Origin of the sequence: Pedococcus sp. 5OH_020 (assembly GCF_027812955.1) — a bacterium.
Lineage (GTDB): Bacteria > Actinomycetota > Actinomycetes > Actinomycetales > Dermatophilaceae > Pedococcus.
This window is the reverse complement of the sequence record NZ_JAPYZV010000002.1, coordinates 45,962-67,462: the sequence shown is the minus strand read 5'-3', so window position 1 is coordinate 67,462 and position 21,501 is coordinate 45,962. Positions and strand designations below refer to the sequence as shown.

Annotated in this window: 18 protein-coding genes; 9 read left to right on the top strand and 9 right to left on the bottom strand. The window is 70.7% G+C overall.

The window, feature by feature from the left end; genetic code table 11:
• Positions 1 to 10: 10 nt before the first annotated feature.
• Positions 11 to 2,299: a family 43 glycosylhydrolase gene (locus tag PHA84_RS03755; protein ID WP_270886761.1), complete on the bottom strand. Its 2,289-nt coding sequence runs from the start codon at positions 2,297 to 2,299 to the stop codon at positions 11 to 13.
• 142 nt (positions 2,300 to 2,441) lie between these two features.
• Here PHA84_RS03755 and PHA84_RS03750 point away from each other — a divergent pair, with 142 nt between their 5' ends.
• Positions 2,442 to 3,380 (top strand): glycoside hydrolase family 43 protein, encoded by a 939-nt coding sequence (locus PHA84_RS03750; protein WP_270886760.1) that lies wholly within the window; start codon positions 2,442 to 2,444, stop codon positions 3,378 to 3,380.
• Between the two features lie 128 nt (positions 3,381 to 3,508).
• Here PHA84_RS03750 and PHA84_RS03745 read toward each other — a convergent pair whose 3' ends face one another.
• The 5 genes from PHA84_RS03745 to PHA84_RS03725 form a co-directional block, all read right to left on the bottom strand.
• The gene (locus tag PHA84_RS03745) at positions 3,509 to 5,047 is read right to left on the bottom strand and encodes a S1C family serine protease (RefSeq protein ID WP_270886759.1); all 1,539 of its coding nucleotides are present in this window, start codon (positions 5,045 to 5,047) and stop codon (positions 3,509 to 3,511) included.
• A 51-nt stretch (positions 5,048 to 5,098) separates the two neighbouring features.
• The gene (locus PHA84_RS03740; protein WP_270886758.1) at positions 5,099 to 6,544 is read right to left on the bottom strand and encodes a sensor histidine kinase; all 1,446 of its coding nucleotides are present in this window, start codon (positions 6,542 to 6,544) and stop codon (positions 5,099 to 5,101) included.
• A 42-nt stretch (positions 6,545 to 6,586) separates the two neighbouring features.
• The gene (locus tag PHA84_RS03735) at positions 6,587 to 7,294 is read right to left on the bottom strand and encodes a response regulator transcription factor (protein ID WP_270886757.1); all 708 of its coding nucleotides are present in this window, start codon (positions 7,292 to 7,294) and stop codon (positions 6,587 to 6,589) included.
• 67 nt (positions 7,295 to 7,361) lie between these two features.
• Entirely contained in the window at positions 7,362 to 9,011 is a 1,650-nt protein-coding gene (locus PHA84_RS03730) for a DNA repair helicase XPB (protein WP_270886756.1), read from the bottom strand.
• Positions 9,012 to 9,014: 3 nt separating this feature from the next.
• Positions 9,015 to 9,698, bottom strand: a complete 684-nt coding sequence (locus tag PHA84_RS03725) for a hypothetical protein (protein ID WP_270886755.1) — start codon at positions 9,696 to 9,698, stop codon at positions 9,015 to 9,017.
• A 90-nt stretch (positions 9,699 to 9,788) separates the two neighbouring features.
• Here PHA84_RS03725 and PHA84_RS03720 point away from each other — a divergent pair, with 90 nt between their 5' ends.
• Positions 9,789 to 10,730: a hydroxymethylglutaryl-CoA lyase gene (locus PHA84_RS03720; RefSeq protein WP_270886754.1), complete on the top strand. Its 942-nt coding sequence runs from the start codon at positions 9,789 to 9,791 to the stop codon at positions 10,728 to 10,730.
• A 1-nt stretch (position 10,731) separates the two neighbouring features.
• Here the strand turns inward: PHA84_RS03720 and PHA84_RS03715 are convergent, their stop codons facing one another.
• Positions 10,732 to 13,002: a helicase-associated domain-containing protein gene (locus tag PHA84_RS03715; RefSeq protein ID WP_270886753.1), complete on the bottom strand. Its 2,271-nt coding sequence runs from the start codon at positions 13,000 to 13,002 to the stop codon at positions 10,732 to 10,734.
• Between the two features lie 99 nt (positions 13,003 to 13,101).
• On the opposite strand from PHA84_RS03715, the gene PHA84_RS03710 reads away from it, so the two are divergent.
• Together PHA84_RS03710 and PHA84_RS03705 are read left to right on the top strand one after the other, a co-directional pair.
• A complete protein-coding gene (locus tag PHA84_RS03710) occupies positions 13,102 to 13,845 on the top strand; it encodes a hypothetical protein (protein WP_270886752.1) in 744 nt (247 codons plus the stop codon).
• Between the two features lie 87 nt (positions 13,846 to 13,932).
• Positions 13,933 to 14,862, top strand: a complete 930-nt coding sequence (locus tag PHA84_RS03705; RefSeq protein ID WP_270886751.1) for an aldose 1-epimerase family protein — start codon at positions 13,933 to 13,935, stop codon at positions 14,860 to 14,862.
• Positions 14,863 to 14,897: 35 nt separating this feature from the next.
• Here PHA84_RS03705 and PHA84_RS03700 read toward each other — a convergent pair whose 3' ends face one another.
• Complete coding sequence (locus PHA84_RS03700) at positions 14,898 to 16,334, bottom strand: MFS transporter (RefSeq protein WP_270886750.1); 1,437 nt, start codon at positions 16,332 to 16,334, stop codon at positions 14,898 to 14,900.
• A gap of 128 nt (positions 16,335 to 16,462) precedes the next feature.
• Here PHA84_RS03700 and PHA84_RS03695 point away from each other — a divergent pair, with 128 nt between their 5' ends.
• Both PHA84_RS03695 and PHA84_RS03690 read left to right on the top strand, forming a co-directional pair.
• Complete coding sequence (locus PHA84_RS03695; RefSeq protein WP_270886749.1) at positions 16,463 to 16,858, top strand: cold-shock protein; 396 nt, start codon at positions 16,463 to 16,465, stop codon at positions 16,856 to 16,858.
• Positions 16,858 to 17,595 (top strand): DUF3027 domain-containing protein, encoded by a 738-nt coding sequence (locus PHA84_RS03690; protein ID WP_270886748.1) that lies wholly within the window; start codon positions 16,858 to 16,860, stop codon positions 17,593 to 17,595. Before PHA84_RS03695 ends, PHA84_RS03690 begins: the two co-directional genes overlap by 1 nt.
• 3 nt (positions 17,596 to 17,598) lie before the next feature.
• Here PHA84_RS03690 and PHA84_RS03685 read toward each other — a convergent pair whose 3' ends face one another.
• Positions 17,599 to 17,856, bottom strand: a complete 258-nt coding sequence (locus PHA84_RS03685; RefSeq protein WP_270886747.1) for a DUF2530 domain-containing protein — start codon at positions 17,854 to 17,856, stop codon at positions 17,599 to 17,601.
• A gap of 54 nt (positions 17,857 to 17,910) precedes the next feature.
• Between PHA84_RS03685 and PHA84_RS03680 the strand changes: the two genes are divergently transcribed.
• From PHA84_RS03680 to PHA84_RS03670, 3 genes are all read left to right on the top strand, one after another.
• Complete coding sequence (locus PHA84_RS03680; protein WP_270886746.1) at positions 17,911 to 19,428, top strand: NCS2 family permease; 1,518 nt, start codon at positions 17,911 to 17,913, stop codon at positions 19,426 to 19,428.
• Positions 19,429 to 19,618: 190 nt separating this feature from the next.
• Complete coding sequence (locus tag PHA84_RS03675) at positions 19,619 to 20,083, top strand: MarR family winged helix-turn-helix transcriptional regulator (RefSeq protein ID WP_270886745.1); 465 nt, start codon at positions 19,619 to 19,621, stop codon at positions 20,081 to 20,083.
• On the top strand, positions 20,080 to 21,387 hold the full coding sequence (locus PHA84_RS03670; RefSeq protein ID WP_270886744.1) for an MFS transporter: 1,308 nt from the start codon (positions 20,080 to 20,082) through the stop codon (positions 21,385 to 21,387). Before PHA84_RS03675 ends, PHA84_RS03670 begins: the two co-directional genes overlap by 4 nt.
• Positions 21,388 to 21,501: the final 114 nt, after the last annotated feature.

Genomic DNA, 21,501 nt, shown 5'->3' with positions numbered 1-21,501 from the left:
GGTGGGTGGCTCAGCCGCGGTAGAGGCGGAACCAGTCGAAGAGGGCGGTCGCGCCGACACCGCCGTGCGACACGAGCCCGACTCGCAGGTGGGCGTCGGCGGGCAGGGTCCAGACACCGCCCTTGACCCAGGTCGTGCCGTCCGTGCTCGTCCAGGCGCGCAGCTCGTGCTCGCCGTTGGAGGGGTCGCGGCGGTGGGTGATCCGCAGCCAGGTGGTGTCCGCCGGGGGACCGACGATCGTGCCTCCGTAGGACAGCCTGCCCGCGTACGGCATCTCCTTGCCGAACTCTGTCTGCCTGGTGTTCCAGATGGCGACGTGTGACAGACGGGTGAACAGGTCGTCGTCGACGTACACGATGAGCCCGCCCTGCTGGTAGTTGCGCACGGTGTCGGTGCCGAGGTCGATCGACAGCTTCGTCACGGCGGCCCAGTCGCCGTCACCCACGTCCCGAAGCAGGACGCCCGCGTTGTTGCTGTCACCGGTCAGGTCGGCGTTCTCGGTGGGCCAGCGCAGGGTGCCGCCGGCGACGGTCGCGCTGTCGTCCTGGCGCACCCACTGCCACCCCGGCCGCAGGCCTGGACCGGTGAACTCGTCACTGTCGGACGGGTCCAGCCTCGACGGCACCGCTGTGGGAGCCAGCGCGGTCACGAGGCGGGCGGCGCGTCGCGAGCTGAGGTTGTCCACGCCGACTCCGGGCCCCGCGGCATACGCGCCGCCGTGACCTGCAGTCGTGCCAGGCCTCGGGGTCGCCAGCGTGAGGTCCGCGAGGGGGTCACCGAGGCGCGCGTGCGTGACCTCTGCATGGATGCGGGCGTCGCGGACCTCGAGGCTGACGGAGTGCCAGTCGGCTGCGTCGAAGCTCGCGGGCAGCGTCGCACTCACAGAGTGCTCTGGGGCGCCTCGACGGCCGGTGGACAGCGTCACGGTCCTGGTGGCGGGGTCGATGCGCAGCAGGATCTCGGAGGACTTCCCGCGCTCCTGGACCAGCCCGTACGCCGCACCGGTCGACCGCAGGTCGGCCTCGGTACGGACGTCCCCGGGGACGGCGTACCGGCTGACGACCTTCGCGGGGCTCGCGGACTGCAGGAAGGACCCGGACTGCGGGTCGGACGACGGTGTCCACCGACCACGCGTGCCCCACTGCCGGTTCGTGCTGGTGAACGTCGTCGTGGCACCAGCGGCGTCGGGTCCGGTCCGGGGCCCCTCACTTGGCCCCAGACCGGCCCGGGTCGCCGGCCAGCCGTCGACCCAGTCCAGCCGGTCGAGCAGCATGGGGCGCTGGTTGATGCCGTACGGCTCGTCGAGGAAGGGGTCGGCGCGGTCGATGGCGTGGTAGACGATCCAGTCCCGACCGGCGAGGTCGGTGGCAATCGCGTTGTGCCCGGCTCCGACCCAGCGGTTCCCGTTCTGGTTCAGGACAGGTGTGCCACCGGCCCGCGACTGCAGCAGCGGTACGCCCTGCTTGTCGACATACGGGCCGCGCAGGTCCCTGGACCGGCCGACCTGGACGCTGTAGCCCGTCGTGGGCCCGGCGCAGCAGTTCGCCGTGGAGGCGAAGAGGTACCAGTAGCCACCACGCCGCACCACGTACGCGCCCTCGAACTTGTTGTCGATGGCCACCATGGTCGACGGGCCCACTGCCGTGCGGCCGTCGTCGGTGAGGCGGCGGACGTGCAGGCCGCCGTAGTAGGAGCCGTAGAAGAGCCACTGGCTGCCGTCGACGTCGGTGACGGCAGAGGGGTCGAAGGTCCACAGGAAGTTGTCCGGGTCGCCGTTCATCCGGGGACCCTCGACCGGCGCGCCGCTGTCGGTCCACGGTCCGACGGGCGTCGGCGCAGTCGCCATCCCGATCGCGTTGTCGTTCTTGGAGGGGAACAGGGTCGTGTCGGTGACCACGTAGTACATCCGGTACTGCCCGTCGACATACCTGATGTCCGGAGCCCACAGGGACGCGTCCGGGGCGGCCCAGCTCGGGACGGTCGCGGCGGTGAAGGCGTCGCCGGCGTAGGTCCAGTGGACGAGGTCGGTGGAGCGCGCCATGGGCACCTTGTGCGGAGTCCGCTCGCCCTCGCGAAGTGGGTCGGAGGTCCCGTACGCGTACCAGAGCCCGTCCTTGCCGCGGATCACCGAAGGGTCGGCGAAGGTGTCGGCGAACGGCTTGCTGACCGGGTTGACGTAGGTGGTCCTGACCGGCGCGACACGCGCCTGGGCCGGCGGCGCCAGCGGCAGCGCGCCCACCCCACCGAGAGATACCAGCGCAAGAGCGACTGTCAGGAGTCTGCGGGATGCGGCGATCATGACGCTCTCCTTCACCCGGCTGCCGCGGTGCAGCCGAACGGCTCATACCCTGCGTCTCGGAGTTCAACACAACGCCGCGCCGTCATAGGCAACAAATTGGTATCGATGTGCGCACCGCATGAGGTGATGCCACCCTCATGCCATGCCGGTCACCTACGCGAACCCCCTGTACGACGGGTACTTCGCCGACCCCTTCGTGATGCGGGTCGGGGACCGCTACGTCGCCGTCGGCACCGGTCGTGTCGTCGGCGGTCGCACCTTCGAGGTGCTCACCTCTCCCGACCTGGTGAGCTGGACCAGCGTCGGCGGGGCTCTGGAGACGCCACCGGGCCTGGGTACCGACTTCTGGGCTCCGGAGGTCGCCCAGCGGGACGGGCGGTTCTACCTCTACTACTCCGCCGGGAACGGCGACGCCGGCCACCACCTCAGGGTGGCGGTGGCCGACTCGGCGACCGGCCCGTACGTCGACCAGGGCGTCGACCTCACACCGGACGAACGGTTCGCCATCGACCCGCACCCGCTGCAGGCGCAGGACGGTGCGTGGTACCTCTACTTCGCGCACGACGTCCTCGAGGGAGAACGGGCCGGCACGATGCTGGCGGTCGCTCGGCTGGGCGACGACATGACCTCCCTGGACGACGAGGTCGTCGAGGTGCTCAGGCCGACCGCGGACTGGCAGATCTACCAGCGCGACCGCCAGATGTACGGAGCGCAGTACGACTGGCACACCCTCGAGGGGCCGGCAGTGTGCTTCCGCGAGGGGCGCTACTGGTGCTTCTACTCGGCGGGCTCGTGGCTGGAGCCGACGTACGCCGTCGGATGGGCAGTGAGTGACCATCCGCTCGGTCCGTGGACGGCACCAGACGGGGTGGAGCCGCTGATGCGGACGATCCCCGGGAAGGTGGTGGGTCCCGGTCACAACAGCATCGTCACCACTCCGGGCGGGACGGACGTCATCGTCTACCACGCGTGGGACGCGCAGATGACTGCCCGGAGGCTGTGCATCGACCCGCTCCTCTGGACGCCAGACGGACCGACCGTGGACGGACCGTCGTACGGACCGAGGGACCTACCGGACTGAGAAGCGAGGGCCGTGGCGTGCAGGTGCACGCCACGGCCCTCGCCGGGTCCCGCCGGGGACTCGCTGTGTTACCGGAGAATCGTGCTACGTGGGAATCGTCGTAGCCAGCTCTGGTCGCCTGCAGGTCGTCACTGGGTGGCCGTGCTCTTTGCTACCAGGGTCGCCGTGACGGTCACCTGCTTGCCGCCACGCAGCACCGTCAGCTTCACCTTGTCCCCGACAGCGCGCTCGCGGATGTTGGCCACCAGCGACAGGGAGGAGTCCACGCGCTCGCCGTTCACCGCGATGACGACGTCTCCCTCCTTGAGCCCCGCCTGAGCCGCGGGTGTGCCAGAGGTGATCTGCGTGATCTGAGCGCCGGCTCGCTGGCTGGCGCCGTCCGAGGCTGTGCCGTCCGCGAGGCTCACGCCGAGGAAGGCGTGTTCCGCCTTGCCCTTGTCGATGAGCTGGGTGGCGATGCTCTTCGCTTCGTTGGCCGGGATCGCGAAGCCGATCCCGATGCTGCCGCTCTGGCTGCTGCCGGACGAGCCGAGGCTGGCGATGGCCGAGTTGATGCCGATGAGCTGGCCCGAGGCGTTGACGAGCGCGCCACCGGAGTTCCCGGGGTTGATCGCGGCGGACGTCTGGATGGCGTTCGTCACCACCTCTGCCGTGTCGCTGCTGCCCTGCTGGCCCTGTCCGGGACCACCCTGGTCGAACGGGTTCTGCGGCTGGCTGTTGTCCTCCGCCTGGGTGGTCACCGGGCGGTTGAGCGCGCTCACGATGCCGGTGGTCACCGTCCCGGCGAGCCCCAGCGGGTTGCCGATGGCCATCACCGGGTCGCCTACCTTGAGGGCGTCCGAGTCACCGATGGCGACCGGCTTGAGGTCGCTTGGTGCGTTGCTGAGGGTGATCACGGCGAGGTCCGTGCTCGGGTCGGTGCCGGCGATCGTCGCCTTGTACGTGCGACCGTCGTTCAGCGTGACCGTGATGCTGGCGTCCGACCCGGCGCCGGTGACGACGTGGTTGTTCGTCAGGATGTGGCCCTTGGAGTCGATGACCACGCCGGAGCCCTGGCCCTCGGCCTGCGCCGACTTCACGGTTATGGCCACGACGCTGGGCGCCACGGCTGCCGCGGTGGCGGTCCAGTTGGGGTTCGTCGCGTCGGCCTGCACCACGGGTGCGGAGGGCGTGCCCCGACCCGGCGACGACGTGCTCGCAGTGGAGGACGCCGGCGAGCCTTCGTCGAGCTGGGTCGCGGCGTACGTGCCGCCGCTCGCCAGGAGGGCGGCAAGCGCCGCGACGGCGGTCAGCTCCGTCCACCGACGGCGTTTGCCCGGCTGGGCGGGCTCTGACCCGCTCCGCGTGGACGCGAAGGGGGGCGGCCCAGCAGGTGGTGGCGACATCGAGGAGTAGCCGTCGCCACCAGCGGGCGCCGGCCCGGGGCCGAAGCCGCCGGCACCCGAGGCACCCGGCCCGAAGGCGGAGTGCGAGGGAGGCAGCTCCTGCGTCTGGCCGAACCAGACCGGCGCGGGCGCCGGATCGTGGGACGCCGCGGGCCGGGCGAACGGGTCGCGGGGGTCCCTGTCGACGGGTTCACTGTGGACGGGCGCCTGACCGGAGTCCTGGGGAGGCCGCCGCGCCTCCCCAGAGAGCTCCGGTGGGGCCTCGTGGTGGGTCTGGCTCATTGCACTCGCTCCTTGTTTCTGGCCTGGTCGAACCAGTCAAGCCCGTCGACGTCAAGGCTGGCTGGGCCCCGGCTGAGAGTTTGCTGTGGGAAGCTCCACGACGAACGTGGCACCACCACCGAGGGTCTCCGCCACGCCGATACGGCCGCTGTGGCTGGCGACGATCGCTGCGGCGATGGCCAGCCCGAGCCCGTTGCCGCCCCCTGCGCCGCGGGCGCGGGAGGGGTCGGCGCGGTAGAAGCGCTCGAACACCTTGCGGGCCTTCGCGGGGTCGACTCCCGGACCGCGGTCGCGCACCTCCAGCACGGCCTGCTGACCGGCACTCCTGGTGCCGACGGCGATCTCGACCGGTGAGCCTTGTGGGGTGTGGTTCAAGGCGTTCGAGACGAGGTTGGCCAGGAGCTGCCGCAGCTTCGCCTCGTCTCCAGGTACGAGGGTCGGCTGCAGCGGACCGGTCAGCCCCACGACGCTGATGGGCCGCAAGGGGTCGATCGCTCTGGCGTCCTGAGCCGCGTCGGCCGCCAGGACAACCAGGTCGACGGGGGCGATCCGCAGCGGCCGCTGGTCGTCGAGCCGGGCCAGCATGAGCAGGTCCTCCACGAGACCTCCCATCCGTCCGGCCTCACCCTCGATCCGCGACATCGCGCTCGCAACCTCGGCAGGCTCCCGGACCGCGCCCTGGCGGTACAGCTCCGCATAGCCCCGGACCGCCGCCAGAGGAGTGCGCAGCTCGTGTGAGGCGTCGGCGACGAACTGGCGCATCCGTTCCTCGGACGCCTCCCGTGCGGCGAAGGACTGCTCGATCTGGGCGAGCATCACGTTGAGCGAGCGGGACAGCGACGTCACCTCGTCCTTCGCCGTGCGGGTCGGGATGCGCCGGCCCAGGTCGCCGTGGGCGATGGCGGCGGCCGTGTCCTCGATCTCCTGGAGGGGCCGGAAGGCCCGTTGGACGGCATACCAGCCGATAGCGGCGCACGCAGCCAGGACGGTGAGGCCGATGAGCAGCTCCACCAGTACCAGCCGGCGCACCGTGTGGTCGACGCTCTGAAGCGGCACCGCGACGACGAACGTCGCCGTGTTGCTGCGGAGCCGGCCTGCGATCGCTCGCCACTCTCCGTCCCCGTCCTGCGAGCCGATGGTGAAGGGCTTGGTCGACGAGACGCGGGGGTCCTTCAGCGGGAGGTCCTCGGGCACCTCCGGCTTGGAGCTCAGACCGGTTGGGTCGATCTCGACCGCCTGCGACCCGTCGGTGGGGTAGAACACCACGGCGTACCCGCTGGGCAGGCGGTTCGGACTCTGGCTCCGCAGAGTGTCCAGGGCCTGCTGCGCCACGGCGGGATACGCGCGGTCGAGGTCCTGGTCGACCCGGCTCATCAGGTCCTGGCGCATCAGGGCGGCCGTGGCACTTGCCGTCAGGGTGAGGGCCAGGAGGAGAAGGAGGAGCAGCACGGACACGAGGCGGACCCGCAGTGGAAGCGCCTGGAGATGTCTGGTCACCGTGGCTCCGACCGTGGGACGGCCGAGCTGGCTGGACACCGGCTAGAGCTCCGGCGGCTTGCGAAGGACGTAGCCGACGCCGCGCTTGGTGTGGATCAGGGGCGGCAGGCCATCCAGGTCGATCTTGCGCCGCAGGTAGGAGATGTAGGACTCGACGATGCCGCTCTCGCCGCGGAAGTCGTAGTCCCAGACGTGGTCGAGGATCTGCGCCTTGGACAGCACCCGGTTGGGGTTGAGCATCAGGTACCGCAGCAGCTTGAACTCGGTGGGGGAGACCTCGATCGACCGTCCGTCCCGCGTGACCTCGTGCGAGTCCTCGTCCAGCTCGAGGTCCTCGAACCGTAGGGCGGCAGTCGCGTCGCGCTCCCCGCGGGTCCGCCGCAGGACGGCGCGGATACGCGCCACCACCTCCTCGAGGCTGAACGGCTTGGTCACGTAGTCGTCACCGCCCACCGTCAGGCCCTTGATCTTGTCGTCGACCGAGTCACGCGCCGTGACGAAGACGATGGGGAGCTGTCTGCCCGTGTCCCGGAGCCGTCGGGTGACGGTGAAGCCGTCCATGTCCGGGAGCATCACGTCCAGGACGACGAGGTCGGGCTGATGGGTCGTCGCCAGATGGAGGGCCGTGGCGCCGTCCTCGGCGACGTGGACCTCGAAGCCGGCGAACCGCAGCGACGTGGCGAGAAGCTCGCGGATGTTCGGTTCGTCTTCGACGACGAGCAGCCGAGCCTCGGGGCGCGCGGTGGTCACCCGGCCAGTCTGCGCGGGGAACCTGAGAGTTCGCTGTACGCGGTCTGGGCGTCGGCTTCTCGCAGCTTCAGGCCGCGGGCGTGGGGAGGTCCCCCGCGTCGACGATCCGGTAGGCGTAGCCCTGCTCCGCCAGGAACCTCTGCCGGTGGGCGGCGAACTCGGCGTCCACCGTGTCGCGGGCGACGACGGTGTAGAAGTGCGCCGTCCGTCCGTCCCCCTTGGGCCGGAGCACGCGACCGAGACGCTGGGCCTCCTCCTGGCGTGAGCCGAACGTGCCGGACACCTGGATCGCCACACTGGCCTCCGGCAGGTCGATGGAGAAGTTCGCCACCTTGGACACCACGAGGAGGCCGATCTCCCCGACCCTGAACGCCTGGAAGAGCTTCTGTCGCTGCGAGACCGGCGTCTCCCCCGTGATGACGTCGGCACCGAGTCGCTCGGCCAGCTCGTCCAGCTGGTCCAGGTACTGGCCGATGACGAGGGTCGGCTCACCCCGGTGCTGCCGAACGAGCTGCTCCACGACCGGAACCTTGACGGGGCTGCACGACGCCAGCCGGTACCGGTCCTCGGGCTCGGCCACGGCGTACGCCAGCCGGTCGGGGTCCGGCAGGGTGACGCGCACCTCGACGCAGTCCGCGGGTGCGATGTAGCCCTGCGCCTCGATGTCCTTCCACGGAGCGTCGTAGCGCTTGGGGCCGATGAGCGAGAAGACGTCCGCCTCACGCCCGTCCTCGCGGACCAGGGTGGCGGTGAGGCCGAGCCGGCGACGGGCCTGGAGGTCTGCCGTCATCCGGAAGATCGGCGCGGGGAGCAGGTGCACCTCGTCGTAGAGGATGAGTCCCCAGTCGCGGGCGTCCAGCAGGTCCAGGTGGGTGTAGGCGCCCTTCCTCCGGGTCGTCAGCACCTGGTAGGTGGCGATGGTGACGGGCCGGATCTCCTTGCGGGCGCCGGAGTACTCACCGATCTCGTCGTCGGTCAGCGTCGTCCGGCGGAGCAGCTCGTCACGCCACTGCCTCGCCGACACGGTGTTGGTGACAAGGATCAGCGTGGTGGCCTGCGCCTTGGCCATCGCCCCCGCGCCGACGAGGGTCTTGCCCGCCCCGCAAGGGAGCACGACGACCCCGGAGCCGCCGTGCCAGAAACCGTCCACGGCCTGCTGCTGGTACGGGCGCAGCGACCAGTCGGAGCTGTCCAGGCTGATGGCGTGCGCCTCCCCGTCGACGTATCCCGCCTCGTCCTCGGCCGGCCAGCCGACCTTGAGGAGCTCCTGCTTGAGATGTCCTCGCTCGGAGGGATGGACGGCGACGCGGTCGTCGTCCAGGCGTGCGCCGACGAGCGGCTTGATCTTCTTGTGTCGCAGCACTTCCTCGAGCACGGGTCGGTCGGTGGTGCGCAGTACCAGCCCGTGGTCAGGGTCCTTCTCCAGGGTGAGCCGGCCGTACCGGTCCATCGTCTCCGCCACGTCGACCAGCAGCGCATGGGGCACGGCATACCGGCTGAAGGTGATCAACGCGTTGACCACCTGCTCGGCGTCGTGGCCCGCGGCGCGGGCGTTCCACAGTCCCAGGGGCGTGACCCGGTAGGTGTGGATGTGCTCGGGTGCCCGCTCCAGCTCGGCGAACGGCGCGATCGCGCGACGAGCCTCCTCGGCGCGCGGGTGGTCGACCTCCAGCAGCAGGGTCTTGTCGCTCTGGACGATGAGCGGCCCGTCGGGCACGAGCTACACCCCCCAGCGGAAGGACGAGCCGTTGCTGGAGAAGCCCAGGGCGAGGATCCCCACCAGGGCCATCAGGCTCACGAGGAGGCCGGCGCCGAAGACGATCCAGCCGATCCGTGTCATCCTGACCGCCCCGACCGGGTCCGTGGAGTACTTCGTCATGCCGAGGATGCCGAGCACCAGGCCGGGAACGGCGGCCAGGAACGCCCCGCCGCAGCTGATGAGGAGAAGCGCGCCCGACACCACGGTGAGGGCTATCGCGGAGCCGTTGTTCCCCCGGACCTGGCTCTGGCCGTACGGCAGGGCTCCGTATGGCGCCTGGGCGCCCGGGGCGCCGTAGCCGTATGAGCCCTGTGGTCCCTGCGGCGGGTATTCCGTTCCGTATGGGCTCACCGACCCAGGGGCCGGTGGAGGCGCCGCATAGGGGTTCTGTGGTGGAGGCGGCGGGGGGCCCGTGCTGCCCGGCGGCACCGAGCCGTAGGGGTTCTGTGGTGGAGGCGGCGGGGCGCCCGTGCTGCCCGGCGGCACCGAGCCGTAGGGGTTCTGCGGGGCGCTCCACGTCGGGTGCCGCTCGGCCGTTCCGGGCTCCGGCCACCCCGCCCCGGCCGTGGAGCCCGCGTCCTCCACCGGAGCCGTGGGGTCGCGGTCGGGCCTGGCGCCGTCGTCGTACCTGGGCGTCTCGCTCATGGGCAGTCCTCCGCTGGTCGGTGGTGCGCCAAATCTAACCCGCGGTGAGGCCCAGGGTTCCGCCGGACCGGGCAGTGGCAGGATCGCTGCGTGGACAACGGACTGCCGCAGCGAGAGCCCGACGCCGAGCTGCCTGACCGGGTGACGATCTACGAGGTCGGGCCCCGGGACGGCCTGCAGAACGAGAAGTCGGTGGTGCCTGCAGCCGTCAAGGCGGAGTTCGTCCGTCGGCTGGCGGCAGCCGGGCTCGAGACCATCGAGACGACGTCCTTCGTACCGCCGACCTGGGTTCCGCAGCTGGCCGACGCCAGTGAGGTGCTGGCAGAGCTGGGCCAGGTGGGTCTTGGCCGGCGCCGGCCGGTCCTGGTGCCCAACGAGCGGGGCCTGGACCGAGCCCTGGAGGCGGGGGTGGGCGCGGTCGCGATCTTCGGGAGCGCGACCGAGACCTTCGCGCGCAAGAACCTGAACCGCACCGTGGCCGAGTCGATCGAGATGTTCGCCCCGGTCGTCACGCGCGCGCGGGATGCAGGAGTCTGGGTCCGCGCCTACGTCTCCATGTGCTTCGGTGACCCGTGGGAAGGTCCGGTCCCCGTTGAGCAGGTGGTCGACGTGGGTACCCGTCTGATGGACCTGGGCGCGGACCAGTTGTCGCTCGGCGACACCATCGGCGTCGGGACCACCGGACAGGTGCGCCGGCTGCTCGACGCGTTCTCTGCGCGCGGCGTCGGGCCGGAGCGGATTGCCGTGCACTTCCACGACACGTACGGTCAGGCGCTGGCCAACACCCTGACAGCGCTGCGTCACGGGGTCACGGTCGTCGACGCCTCCACCGGGGGTCTCGGTGGGTGCCCCTATGCGAAGAGCGCGACGGGCAACCTTGCCACCGAGGACCTCGTCTGGGCGCTGGACGGGGCCGGCGTCACCACCGGTGTGGACCTCGCCCAGCTGGTGAAGACGAGTGTCTGGATGGCCGAGCACCTCGGGCGACCTTCCCCCTCCCGCGTGGTGAGGGCCCTGACGGGAGGCGACTGACTCAGTCTGGAGCCGCCCCCGTCACCCGGTGGATCGACAGGGTCCGCGGCGAGCCTTCGGCCGTGCCGTGCACCCGCCCTCCTTCGACCCGGTGCGGGTGGAAGAGCAGACGCCGCACCTGCCCGTCCGCGTCCGAGTAGCCCACCCACACCGCCTGCCGGTCCGCGGCCGCCTCCCGCAGGACAGCCAGCGTGGTGGTGGGGTCGGTGCTCGGCAGGCTCGGGCCTTGTCGGCTGGCCCGCTCCTCCCGCTGGAAGGCGGCCGCCTCCTCGCCCGCGCGCAGCGCCACGACCAAGGTCGACACAAGCTCGTCGTCCACCGCGTGTGCGGTCACCGGGGCGGAACGGCGTTGGAGCGGCGTCCGGTGCCCTGCGGAGGACGGGATGACGACCCCCCCGTCGGGGGTCTCGGCGACGGGTGCGAAGCCGTTCTCCCGAAGGAACTCCACGACGGTCTCGGCCGCCACGGGGGAGACCAGTACCGTGGCGGCGATGCGCCGCAGCTGAAGTGGCGAGAGCTCGCGCTCGGCCAGCATGGCTCCCAAGGTGGTCTCGTCGTCACAGCGGACGTAGGCCCGCATGGCTCCCACCCGGGTCTGGCCGTGCCGCCGCGCCACGTCCCGGACGAGATACTCCAGGGGCTGGGGGACAGGAGTATGGCTCGCGTCCTCCAGTGCCCCCAGGACCTGGTCCACGGACCAGCCGGCGTCGAGGCCCCGTCGTACGGAGTCAGTGGTGAAGCGGTAGACCGTGGCACCACCCCGGGACTCGATGTCGGCCACCAACCGCATGAAGGTCGACAGCCCGCCGGCCAAGGGCCCGGGTGCCACCGCGGTCAGGTCGGCCTGCAGCAGCACATGCTTGACGGGTTCCGGGAGGTGCGGCTGCATCGCGGCTGCCAGGCGCGCCTCGTCCTGGTCGGCGAGCAGGGCTCGCCCGGCGCTCGAGATGGCGCCTCGCCCCGTCACGCCCAGCCACTCCGACTCGCGGAGGACCGCGGCGACCACCTCGTCCAGGTTGCCGGGCAGGCGGCGGGGCCGGCGCCAGCGCAGGGCCTCGCAGAGCTGCCCAGCCTCTGGCGCCAGCCAGCTCGGGACCTGGTCCAGCTGGTCCAGGACGTCTCGCCGGAGCCCTCGGGCCGGGGGCCAGTGTGCCTGCGGACCGAGGGCGTTGATGGTCCCGGCACCACCCGGAGGGGTGGTGCCGACGAGGTGGGGCGCCCGGGTGGTGAGCAGCCAGGAACGGGCCAGGACCGCCCACCGGCGGTCGCCTGGCTGCTTCTGCCACTCGTCGTATGCCGGGGTCGGTGCCCACGCGGCGTCCAGCGACCCGTCGTCGGCGAGCAGGCCGGCGGCATAGGTGAGCTCCGCCAGGAAGGCCGCCCGGACCACGTCTACGTCCAGCGCCGACGCGAGCCGCTTGAGGTCGCGCACCGCCAGGCCGCCCGAGCGCAGCACCCGGGGCGGGCGCAGCCCCCACTCGGTGGCGACGTCGTCCACCAACGAGAGCAGGTCGGTCACCTGCTGGCCGGCGGCACCGTCGACGTCCTGCGCGGTGCGCTGGGTGCCACTGGGCCTGGGCGGGTCCAGGGCCGGCTGCGCATGACTTCGCCCGCCCCGCAGGGCCAGGGCCACCTCCCGGGGTAGGACGAGGCGGTCGGCACTCGGAGTGAGGACCAGCTGGTGCTCAGCGAGCCAACGAGCGCCTTCCGCCACACGGTCCGGGGCTCCCATCGGCAGTACCGCCGACGGCGGCCCCCAGGTGAGGCGGTCGAGGATGGCCCGTGCTGGGGGCGGAGCCGTCTGCGCGAGGGCCACCAGCTCCTCCGGTGGGGAAAGGGCACCGTACTGCTCCCTGGCGCTCGGACCGAGTCCCGCCGCCTGTGGGAGGACCTCGGCGACAGTTCGCACGAGGCGTAGCCCTTCGGCGCCGCGCCACAGCAGCGCGACAGTCCAGAGGTCCTGCAGAAGCACTCGCACCGTGGCGGTGGAGGTGACCCCCAGGCTAGCGGCGACAGACTCCGGGTCGATGGTCGAGACCAGCATGGCGGCCTCGAGCACCTGCAGATGCGCGAGGTCGAGGTTGTCCACCGCGCGCTGCACACTCGCCCGGGTGCTGGCCCTGGCCGCGAGAGCCGACAGGTCCGCTGGGGCGGGGCGGGCAAGGTCCTGACGGCGGCGGAGCAGCTCATGGAGGTCCCCGTCGGACCGGTCCCGCACGTCGTCGGCCATCGACCGAGCGGTCGTGGGCGGGGCGGGAGGAGTGACGGCCACCGCACCACGGTAGTGCGCCGAGGAGCGACGGACTCTCAGGCGGCTTCCAGCCACACCACAGCTTGTTCGTCGATACTTGTGCCGACGAAGGGAGCGCCCATGTCCGAGCCGCAGAGGCCCACGGATCCCACCACCCCGCTACCCGGTGGTGATGCCCCGACCGCAGCCGGCGCCGGGGGTAACCCGCCCACGGCACCGCTGCCTGGCGGCTCTCCGCCTCCCGACCCTCAGCCGCGACACGGCGGTCCAGCAGCAGCCCGACAGCCCATGCGCCGGCGCGCCGGCCTGTGGCACGAGGCCACCTCGACCACTGGGGGCACGATCGCCGTCGTCGTAGCGGCCGCGCTCGCCGGACTGCTCCTGCTCGGTTTGCTCGGCCTCACCGGTCTCGTGGCAGCCCGGGCCGTGGCCACCCACCACGGAGTGGGCCCCCTCAGCCAGCTGCGCCAGGGAGACGGACCGCTCGACGGCAAACGCCGCAACGACGCCGGGCCGCGTCGCCTGCCTGGGCCCCTGGTGCCGCGGGGAAACGGTGGGTCGGGGCTGGACGGCATGGGTGGCCTGATGGCAGGCGCACTCGGTCTGGGAGAGGTGCAGCACGGTGCGCTGACCGTGCAGGACAACGGCACGCCGACGGTCGTGACGGTGCAGCGCGGAGCGGTCACGGCTGCCAGCGCCGGCTCTGTCACGGTGAAGAGCCAGGACGGGTTCTCGGCCACGTACGCGATCACGGCGGACACGCGCGGCAACCTCGCAAACCTGGCCAAGGGCGACACCGTCCTGGTGGTGGCGCGCAAGTCGGGGTCTCAAGCCGTCCTGGTCCGCGTGGTCCGCCGCAGCTAGCGCTCTGAGCGGGCCCCGGGGACCACCGGCTCATACCTGTCTCTGCGCCGGGGAGCCGCGAGCCGCTGCGCGCTGTACGTTCACAGCGTGAGCGTCCCTCCTAGCGGTGAGCAGTGGGTCATCCGGCACGGTGAACAGGAGGCGACCCTCGTCGAGGTAGGCGGCGGTCTGCGAACCTATACGGTGCGCGGGGCTCACGTGCTGGCAGGCTACGAGCTCGACGAGATGGCGCTCTCCGGCCGGGGGCAGGTCCTCATGCCCTGGCCGAACAGGATCAAGGACGGGCGCTACTCCTTCCAGGGCACCGACTACCAGCTCCCGCTCACCGAGCCGACGCTGCACAACGCCAGCCATGGCCTGGTGCGGTGGGCGTCCTGGCGGCTCCTGGCGCAGACGGAGGACCGGTCTGCCGCAACGCTCGGGACGCGCCTGCATCCCCAACCCGGCTGGCCGGGGACCCTGGACCTGACGGTCACCTACACGCTTGGAGCGCAGGGGCTCACGGTCCAGACGCAGGCCACCAACGTGGGGGCGGTGAGGCTGCCCTTCGGGTATGGCCAGCATCCGTACGTGGCCCTGGGCACCACCAGTCTGGCGGAGGTGGAGCTGACGATCCCCGCGGCGCGGGAGGTGCTCGTGGACGACCAGAGCATCCCGACCACCACCAGAGCCGTGTCTCCGGAGACCGACTTCCGGAGCGCGCGACCGTTGGGGAACCTCTCTCTCGACAGCGCCTTCACGAGCCTGAGCCGATCCGGTCCGACAGCTGCGTGGGAGGTGGTCGTGGGCGCACTCGCGGCGGGGGACGTGGTGGTCTGGGGCGACCGTTCCTTCGACTGGGTGCAGGTCTTCACGGTCAAAGGGCAGGACACGGGGGTGGTCGGGACGCGCGGGATCGCGGTGGAGCCGATGTCCTGCCCGGCCAACGCCTTCAACTCGGGAGAGGGGCTGGTCGTGCTCGACCCGGGTCAGAGCTGGTCCGGCGTCTGGGGAGTCCGGCCCGCGGGCCTCAGGTGAGTCCCACCTCGGCGCAAGGTCCGAGTGGGTGGCCGTCAGCGGGCGTCGTGGCTCTGCTGCCCCGGAGGCCTGGCGGCCGAGGCGAGCGGCGCCGTGGCCGGAGGTGACTCCACCGCCTCTGTCTGGACCGCTGCACCAGGTGTGTCGTGCTGTCGAACGCCGTCGTGCTGTTGAACGCCGTCGTGCTGTTGAACGCCGTCGTGCTGTTGAACGCCGTTGACGAAAGGCGTGATGCGGCCCTCCACGATGAGGGCCAGCAGGCACATCGCGGCGCAACCCATGACGATCATCACCACGAACGCCACCGACCAGTGGTGGTTCAGCATGAAGCCAGCGACCACCGGTCCCAGGATCGTCCCGCCCTGGAACGCTCCCGCGTTCACCGCGTTGTAGCGGCCGCGCAGGTGGTCAGGGGCCAGGTCGTTGGTGATCGCCGGGATGGTCGGCTGGAGCAGGGTCTCGCCGAGGGCGAAGAGCGCGTGGAACGTCAGGACGCCGGCCGCTGCCGCCAGCGAGCCCGGGGCGTAGCCGGTCAGGCCGAGGACGGACCACGCCAGTGCCCACAGCGTGGCCATGACGAGCAGGACCCGGGTCCGCCGCCGCCCGGTGATGCGACGCAGGACCAGGAACTGCAGGGCCACGATGACGAAGGTGTTGACGGCGAAGGCGAAACCCACGACGCCCGTCGAGACCTGGCTCACCTGCCGGGCGAACGCCGGGAAGCCCGCCTCCATCTGGCCGTAGCCCACGAACGTGCCGAGGAACGTCAGAGCGGTCATCCACGCGACGCCGGGGCGGCGCAGGATGGCGAGGTAGGAACCGGACCCCGCCTTCTGACCCTGGGGTGTCTCGGCCCTGCCGTGCACGTGGCGTAGCGGCCCCAGGAGCAGGCAGATGGGGACCAGCATGCAGACCGCGTCGACGAGGAAGATCACGGTGAAGGTCACGGGGCGGTGGACGTCGGCGTACAGGCCGCCGACGACGCCGCCGAGTCCGATGCCGAGGTTGACGAGCGCGAAGTTGATGCCGAAGTACTGCTGCCGCGCGGGCCCGGTCGTGATGGCGGCGACCAGGGCGTTGAACGCCGGCCAGGAGGTGCCGAAGCTGAATCCGATGAAGACGAAGGCGACGGCCACGCCCAACGGCGTCCTGGCGAACGCCACGACGACGCACCCGACCAGCTGAGCGGTCGTCGCCCACAGCAGCACCTTGCGGGCGCCGAGCCGGTCGGTGAGCGCGCCGCCTGGACCGGTCACGGCCAGCGCCACCAGGGCTATGAAGGCCATCAGCGCGCCGGCGAGGTCGAGGGAGATGCCCCGCACCTCGTGGAGGTAGATGACCGTGAAAGGCAGGGTCAGGCCGCGACCCAGGGTCTGCACCGCGACGGTTGACAGCAACCACCGGCCCTCCGCAGGCAGCCCGGCCCAGAACTCCTGGAGCCCTGGTCCACGGATGGTCTCGGTTTCGCGCACCTGGCAATCCTGTCAGGGGCCACCGACAGGGTCACACCGAATTTTGCGTCTGCCGGCGATTTGGCGCCGCACGTTAACCTTGCCTTGCGCATCCAGCGCAGCCAGACATTCCTAGCAAGAGGTGGACAGTGCCCACTGGCAAGGTCAAGTGGTACGACGCGGAGAAGGGCTTCGGCTTCATCTCCGACGACGACGGCACGGACGTGTTCCTGCACGCGAACGCCCTCCCCGACGGAGTCACGACGCTCAAGGGCGGCGCCCGCGTGGAGTTCAGCGTGGCCGAGGGCCGCCGCGGGACCCAGGCGCTGGCCGTCACCCTCCTGGAGGCGGCCCCCACAGTGAGCGCAGGCAAGCGTGAGGCGAACCGGAAGTCGCCGGAGGACCTCGCGCCGCTCGTCGAGGACGCCATCAAGCTCTTGGACAACGCCTCCAACTCGTTGCGGCGGGGCCGGCGTCTGGACAAGGAGCATGGGACGCGCGTCGCCCAGGTGCTGCGCTTCCTCGCCGACCAGCTGGAGCCGTGATGGCGTCCGCCAAGGCCGACGCCGTTCTGGCCGGGGCGGTCGACCTGGCCCGTCAGGCGGCCGAGTCCATCGCCGAAAGGGGCACCGTCGGGGACCACCTCGGCATGGAGATGGACGACGAGCGGCTCGCCACGCACTACTTCGCCTGCACCGCGAGGGCCTATCCCGGGTGGCGGTGGGCGATCACGGTCGCCCGAGTGCCTCGGGGCAAGGTCGCCACGGTCTGCGAGACGAACCTCGTGCCGGGGGAGGGAGCTCTCCTCTCACCCGAGTGGCTGCCGTACGCCGACCGGCTGGCTCCCGGCGACCTGGGGGCCGGCGACGTGCTGCCCTACAAGGAGGACGACCCGCTGCTCGTGCCAGGGTTCGCGGCGACCGGTGACGAGGACGTCGACGAGCTGGCCGAGTTCGAGCTGGGGCTGGGGCGCAAGCGGGTCCTCTCGGCGGAGGGCCGCGAGGCGGCCGCGCAGCGGTGGTACGAGGGTGAGAGCGGCCCGCACTCGGAGGTCGCGGAGAAGGCGCCTGCCCCGTGCTCCTCCTGTGGCTACTTCTTGCCGATGGCGGGTGCCCTCCGCTCTTTTTTCGGCGTGTGCGCCAACGCCTGGTCGCCTTCCGACGGTCACGTCGTAAGCCTTGACCATGGCTGCGGCGCCCACTCCGAGGTCGACGTGGAACCGGTCGAGCCGGTCTCGGTCGGACAGCCGATCGTCGACGAGATCGCCTACGACCTGGTCTGAGGGTCAGGCGCCCTCGGCGTTCCCGCGTCCCCGCCGCACGTACGCATACCCGAGCAGCCCGATGGCCAGACCGGCCACACACGTCCAGGGCCACCAGCTTCGCTGACCGCTGTGCAGGACCGGCAGCGCCAGGGTGAGCACCAAAGCGAGCCCCCAGGCGACCAGACCCCACCGGACGATGGTGACGCTGCTGACGGCAAGGGGCTGCAGCTCGTCGGCCGTGCCCGGGGACGCCCCGGTCACGGGCTGCGACTCACTCACGCACGCAGCCTATCTTTCACCCCGGCGCAACACGCAGGCCCTACTCTGCTGCCCATGGCGAAACCCTCACCCAAGAACACCGCTGCGCCTGTACGGCAGCCCACGCCGGCGCGCACCGGTGGTCTCGACGGCTTCTTCCGCATCACCGAGCGCGGCTCCACAGTCGGCCGGGAGATCCGAGGCGGCGTTGTCACGTTCTTCACGATGGCGTACATCGTCGTCCTCAACCCCCTGATCATCGGGACGCAGCAGGACGGCACCGGCAAGTTCCTCGGCGGGCAGGACGTCCCGCACGCGCTTACGCTCGTCGCCGCCGGCACGGCGCTCGTGGCGGGGGTGATGACCCTGCTCATGGGGGTCGTCGCGAACTTCCCGCTCGCGCTCGCGACGGGGCTGGGGCTCAACGCCTTCGTGACGTTCGGCATAGCGAAGCTGCCTCAGATGACCTGGGCGGACGCGATGGGCCTCATCGTCATCGAGGGCGTCATCATCACCGTCCTGGTGCTGACCGGCTTCCGGCAGGCCGTCTTCCGCGCCATCCCGGCTCAGCTGAAGACCGCCATCTCCGTCGGCATCGGACTGTTCATCACCATCATCGGCCTCGTCGACGCGGGCTTCGTACGTAAGCCCGCCGGCGGTCCGGTCCCGGTCGAGCTGGGAATCGGTGGGTTCCTGAACGGCTGGCCGCTGCTCGTGTTCGTCGTGGGCCTGCTGGCGATCGTCGTGATGATGGTCAAGCGGGTCAAGGGCGCCATTCTCTACGGGATCGTGGGGGCGACGGTCCTCGCGGTCGTGGTCGAGGCGATCGGGAAGATCGGGTCGCAGACCGACGCCACCGGCAAGGTCGTCAACCCCGCCGGCTGGGGGCTGAACGTGCCGTCGCTGCCGGACAAGGTCTTGGACGTACCGAACTTCTCGCTCCTGGGCCACTTCTCGGTCCTCGGCTCGTTCTCCAAGATCGGCGTCATCGCGGCGGTGCTCCTGGTCTTCACCCTGCTGCTGGCGGACTTCTTCGACACCATGGGCACGATGGTGGCCATCGGGGCCGAGGCAGGCCTGCTGGACAAGAACGGGAACCCCCCGAACTCCGACAAGATCCTGCTGGTCGACTCAGTCGCCGCCATCGCCGGTGGCGCTGGCTCCGTGTCGTCGAACACGTCCTACATCGAGTCGGCGTCCGGCGTGGGCGAGGGCGCCCGGACCGGCTTGGCGTCCGTCGTCACGGGCGGGATGTTCCTGCTCGCGACCTTCTTGGCGCCCCTGGTCAAGATCGTGCCCTACGAGGCCGCCACGCCGGCGCTGGTCGTCGTGGGGTTCCTCATGATGCAGCAGGTGCGGGGCATCGACTGGGACGACCTGGAGATCGCCATCCCGGCGTTCCTGACCATCGTCCTGATGCCGTTCACCTACTCCATCACCGTGGGCATCGGCGCCGGGTTCGTCACCTACACGCTCATCAAGGTGGTCCGCGGCAAGGCCGCGGCGATCCATCCGCTGCTGTGGGCCGTCTCGGCTCTGTTCGTCCTCTACTTCGCGATCGACCCCGTGAAGGCGGTCCTCGGCGTGGAATGACGAACGTACTGACCTCACTGCTCGGGTATGCCGGGTGGTCCCGCTACAGGGACCACCCGGCATACCGCTGTGTGGGGTTCGGTCACCGTGGGTACGGGACGCGTGTGCCCGTGGCGCTTTATGGCGACCTACCGGAAATAGTTAGCCGAAGTAATGAGTTATGCTAACTATCGACCTGGAGGAGATGACCATGACCGCACCCGTCGCGCGTACCCCGCGCACAGAGGCGGCGCTCTCACACTCTGCGGTCTCCGCCCTCGCCGGCGAGCTCCGACTGGCCTGCATGCGCATCTCGCGTCGCGTGCGTTACGAAAGCACCCATGTCGTGGCTCCGCACCAGTTCTCGGTGCTGTGCCGTCTCGAGGAGGCACCCCGTACGCCGGGTGAGCTTGCGGAGATCGAGAAGGTGAGCGCCCCGAGCATGACCCGAACCGTCGCGGCCCTCGTGGAGCGCGGGCTCGTGAAGCGTACGAACGACCCTGCTGACGGTCGCCAGGTGATCCTGTCGCTGACCGCCGAGGCCCACGCGCTGCTCAAGGACATCCGTCGCACGCGTGACGCCTGGATGTCGGTACGTGTCGCGAACCTGAGTGCGCAGGAGCAGGAGATCCTCCGGCAGGCCTCGGCGATCCTCACCCGGGTGGCCAACGAGTGAGTCCCACGTTCGCCGCCCTCGGGGTCCGCAACTACCGTATCTACGCCACCGGTGCGCTCGTCTCGAACGTCGGGACGTGGATGGGCCGTGTCGCGCAGGACTGGCTGGTCCTGACCGAGCTCACGCACCACTCGTCCACGGCTCTCGGAGTCGTCACGGGGCTGCAGTTCCTGCCGTTCCTGGTGCTGGCCCCGTGGGCCGGCATGATCGCCGACAAGTACCCCAAGCGCGCCATCCTCGCGGTGACCCAGACCTGTCTGGCGCTGTCCTCGCTCGTCCTGGGCCTGTTGGCTCTGACCGGACTCGCGCAGCTGTGGATGGTCTACACCATCGCCCTGTTGACGGGGGTCGCGACGGCGGTGGACAACCCGGCGCGCCAGACCTTCGTCTCCGAGATGGTGCCCCGCGAGCGCCTCGCCAACGCCGTCTCGCTCAACAGCGCGTCGTTCAACGCCGGCCGTCTGGTGGGTCCGGGCGTTGCGGGCCTGACGATCGCCGCCTTCGGCACGGGCTGGACCCTGCTGCTGAACACGCTGACCTTCGTGGCGGTGCTGGTCGCCCTCTTCGCGATGAAGCGGGGCGAGCTTCGACCCGCTCCCCTCCTCGGCGACCGTCGGGGTGCGGTGCGGGAGGGCGTCCGCTACGTCCGCAGCCGGCCCGACATCGTGCTGGTCATGGTGCTGGTCTTCGTGCTCGGCACCTTCGGGATGAACTTCCAGCTCACGACCGCGCTCATGGCCACCCGGGAGTTCCACCGGGGTCCGGAGGAGTACGGGCTGCTGGGCTCCGTCATGGCCATCGGGTCGCTGACCGCAGCGCTGCTCTCGGCGCGACGCGCCCGGCCGCGTCTGCGGGTGCTCCTCGTGGCCCTCGTCGGCTTCACGGTCGCGAGCGGGCTGGCTGCCTTCGCGCCGAGCTACCCTCTCTTCGCGCTGGCGCTGGTCCCCGTGGGGCTCACCGCCCTGACGGCACTCACCACGGCGAACGCCATGGTGCAGCTGAGAGTGGACGCGGCGATGCGCGGACGGGTCATGGCTCTCTACATGGCCATCTTCATGGGCGGTACGCCGATCGGTGCGCCGGTCATCGGCTGGATCGGCGACGTCTGGGGACCCCGCTGGACCATCGGGATCGGGACGATCGCGGTTGGGCTGGTGGTCCTGGTAGTGGCCGTATGGCTGGCGAGGCACGAGAATGTCCAGGTGACCTACGAGTCTCGGCGCCGACCGCGCATCCGGATCCGGACCCTTCCGGAGACAGAGTCGGAGGCCGTGTCGGAGCCGGTCCCCGAGGCGGTCCGGTGACACCGGTGTTTCGCCGACGGGTGACCATCGCGGTCCTGGTGATCGTCGTCGCCGCCGCCGTCGTCGCCAGTTTGGTCCGCTGAGGGCTGGTTGCCCGTACTGCGGCCAGGGTGG

Coding starts and splice junctions, on each gene's coding strand:
- PHA84_RS03680 (WP_270886746.1), top strand. CDS start 17,911: ATGGCGAAACCCTCACCCAAGAACACCGCTGCGCCTGTACGGCAGCCC.
- PHA84_RS03725 (WP_270886755.1), bottom strand. CDS start 9,698: ATGAGCGAGACGCCCAGGTACGACGACGGCGCCAGGCCCGACCGCGAC.
- PHA84_RS03710 (WP_270886752.1), top strand. CDS start 13,102: ATGTCCGAGCCGCAGAGGCCCACGGATCCCACCACCCCGCTACCCGGT.
- PHA84_RS03750 (WP_270886760.1), top strand. CDS start 2,442: ATGCCGGTCACCTACGCGAACCCCCTGTACGACGGGTACTTCGCCGAC.
- PHA84_RS03690 (WP_270886748.1), top strand. CDS start 16,858: ATGGCGTCCGCCAAGGCCGACGCCGTTCTGGCCGGGGCGGTCGACCTG.
- PHA84_RS03755 (WP_270886761.1), bottom strand. CDS start 2,299: ATGATCGCCGCATCCCGCAGACTCCTGACAGTCGCTCTTGCGCTGGTA.
- PHA84_RS03745 (WP_270886759.1), bottom strand. CDS start 5,047: ATGAGCCAGACCCACCACGAGGCCCCACCGGAGCTCTCTGGGGAGGCG.
- PHA84_RS03675 (WP_270886745.1), top strand. CDS start 19,619: ATGACCGCACCCGTCGCGCGTACCCCGCGCACAGAGGCGGCGCTCTCA.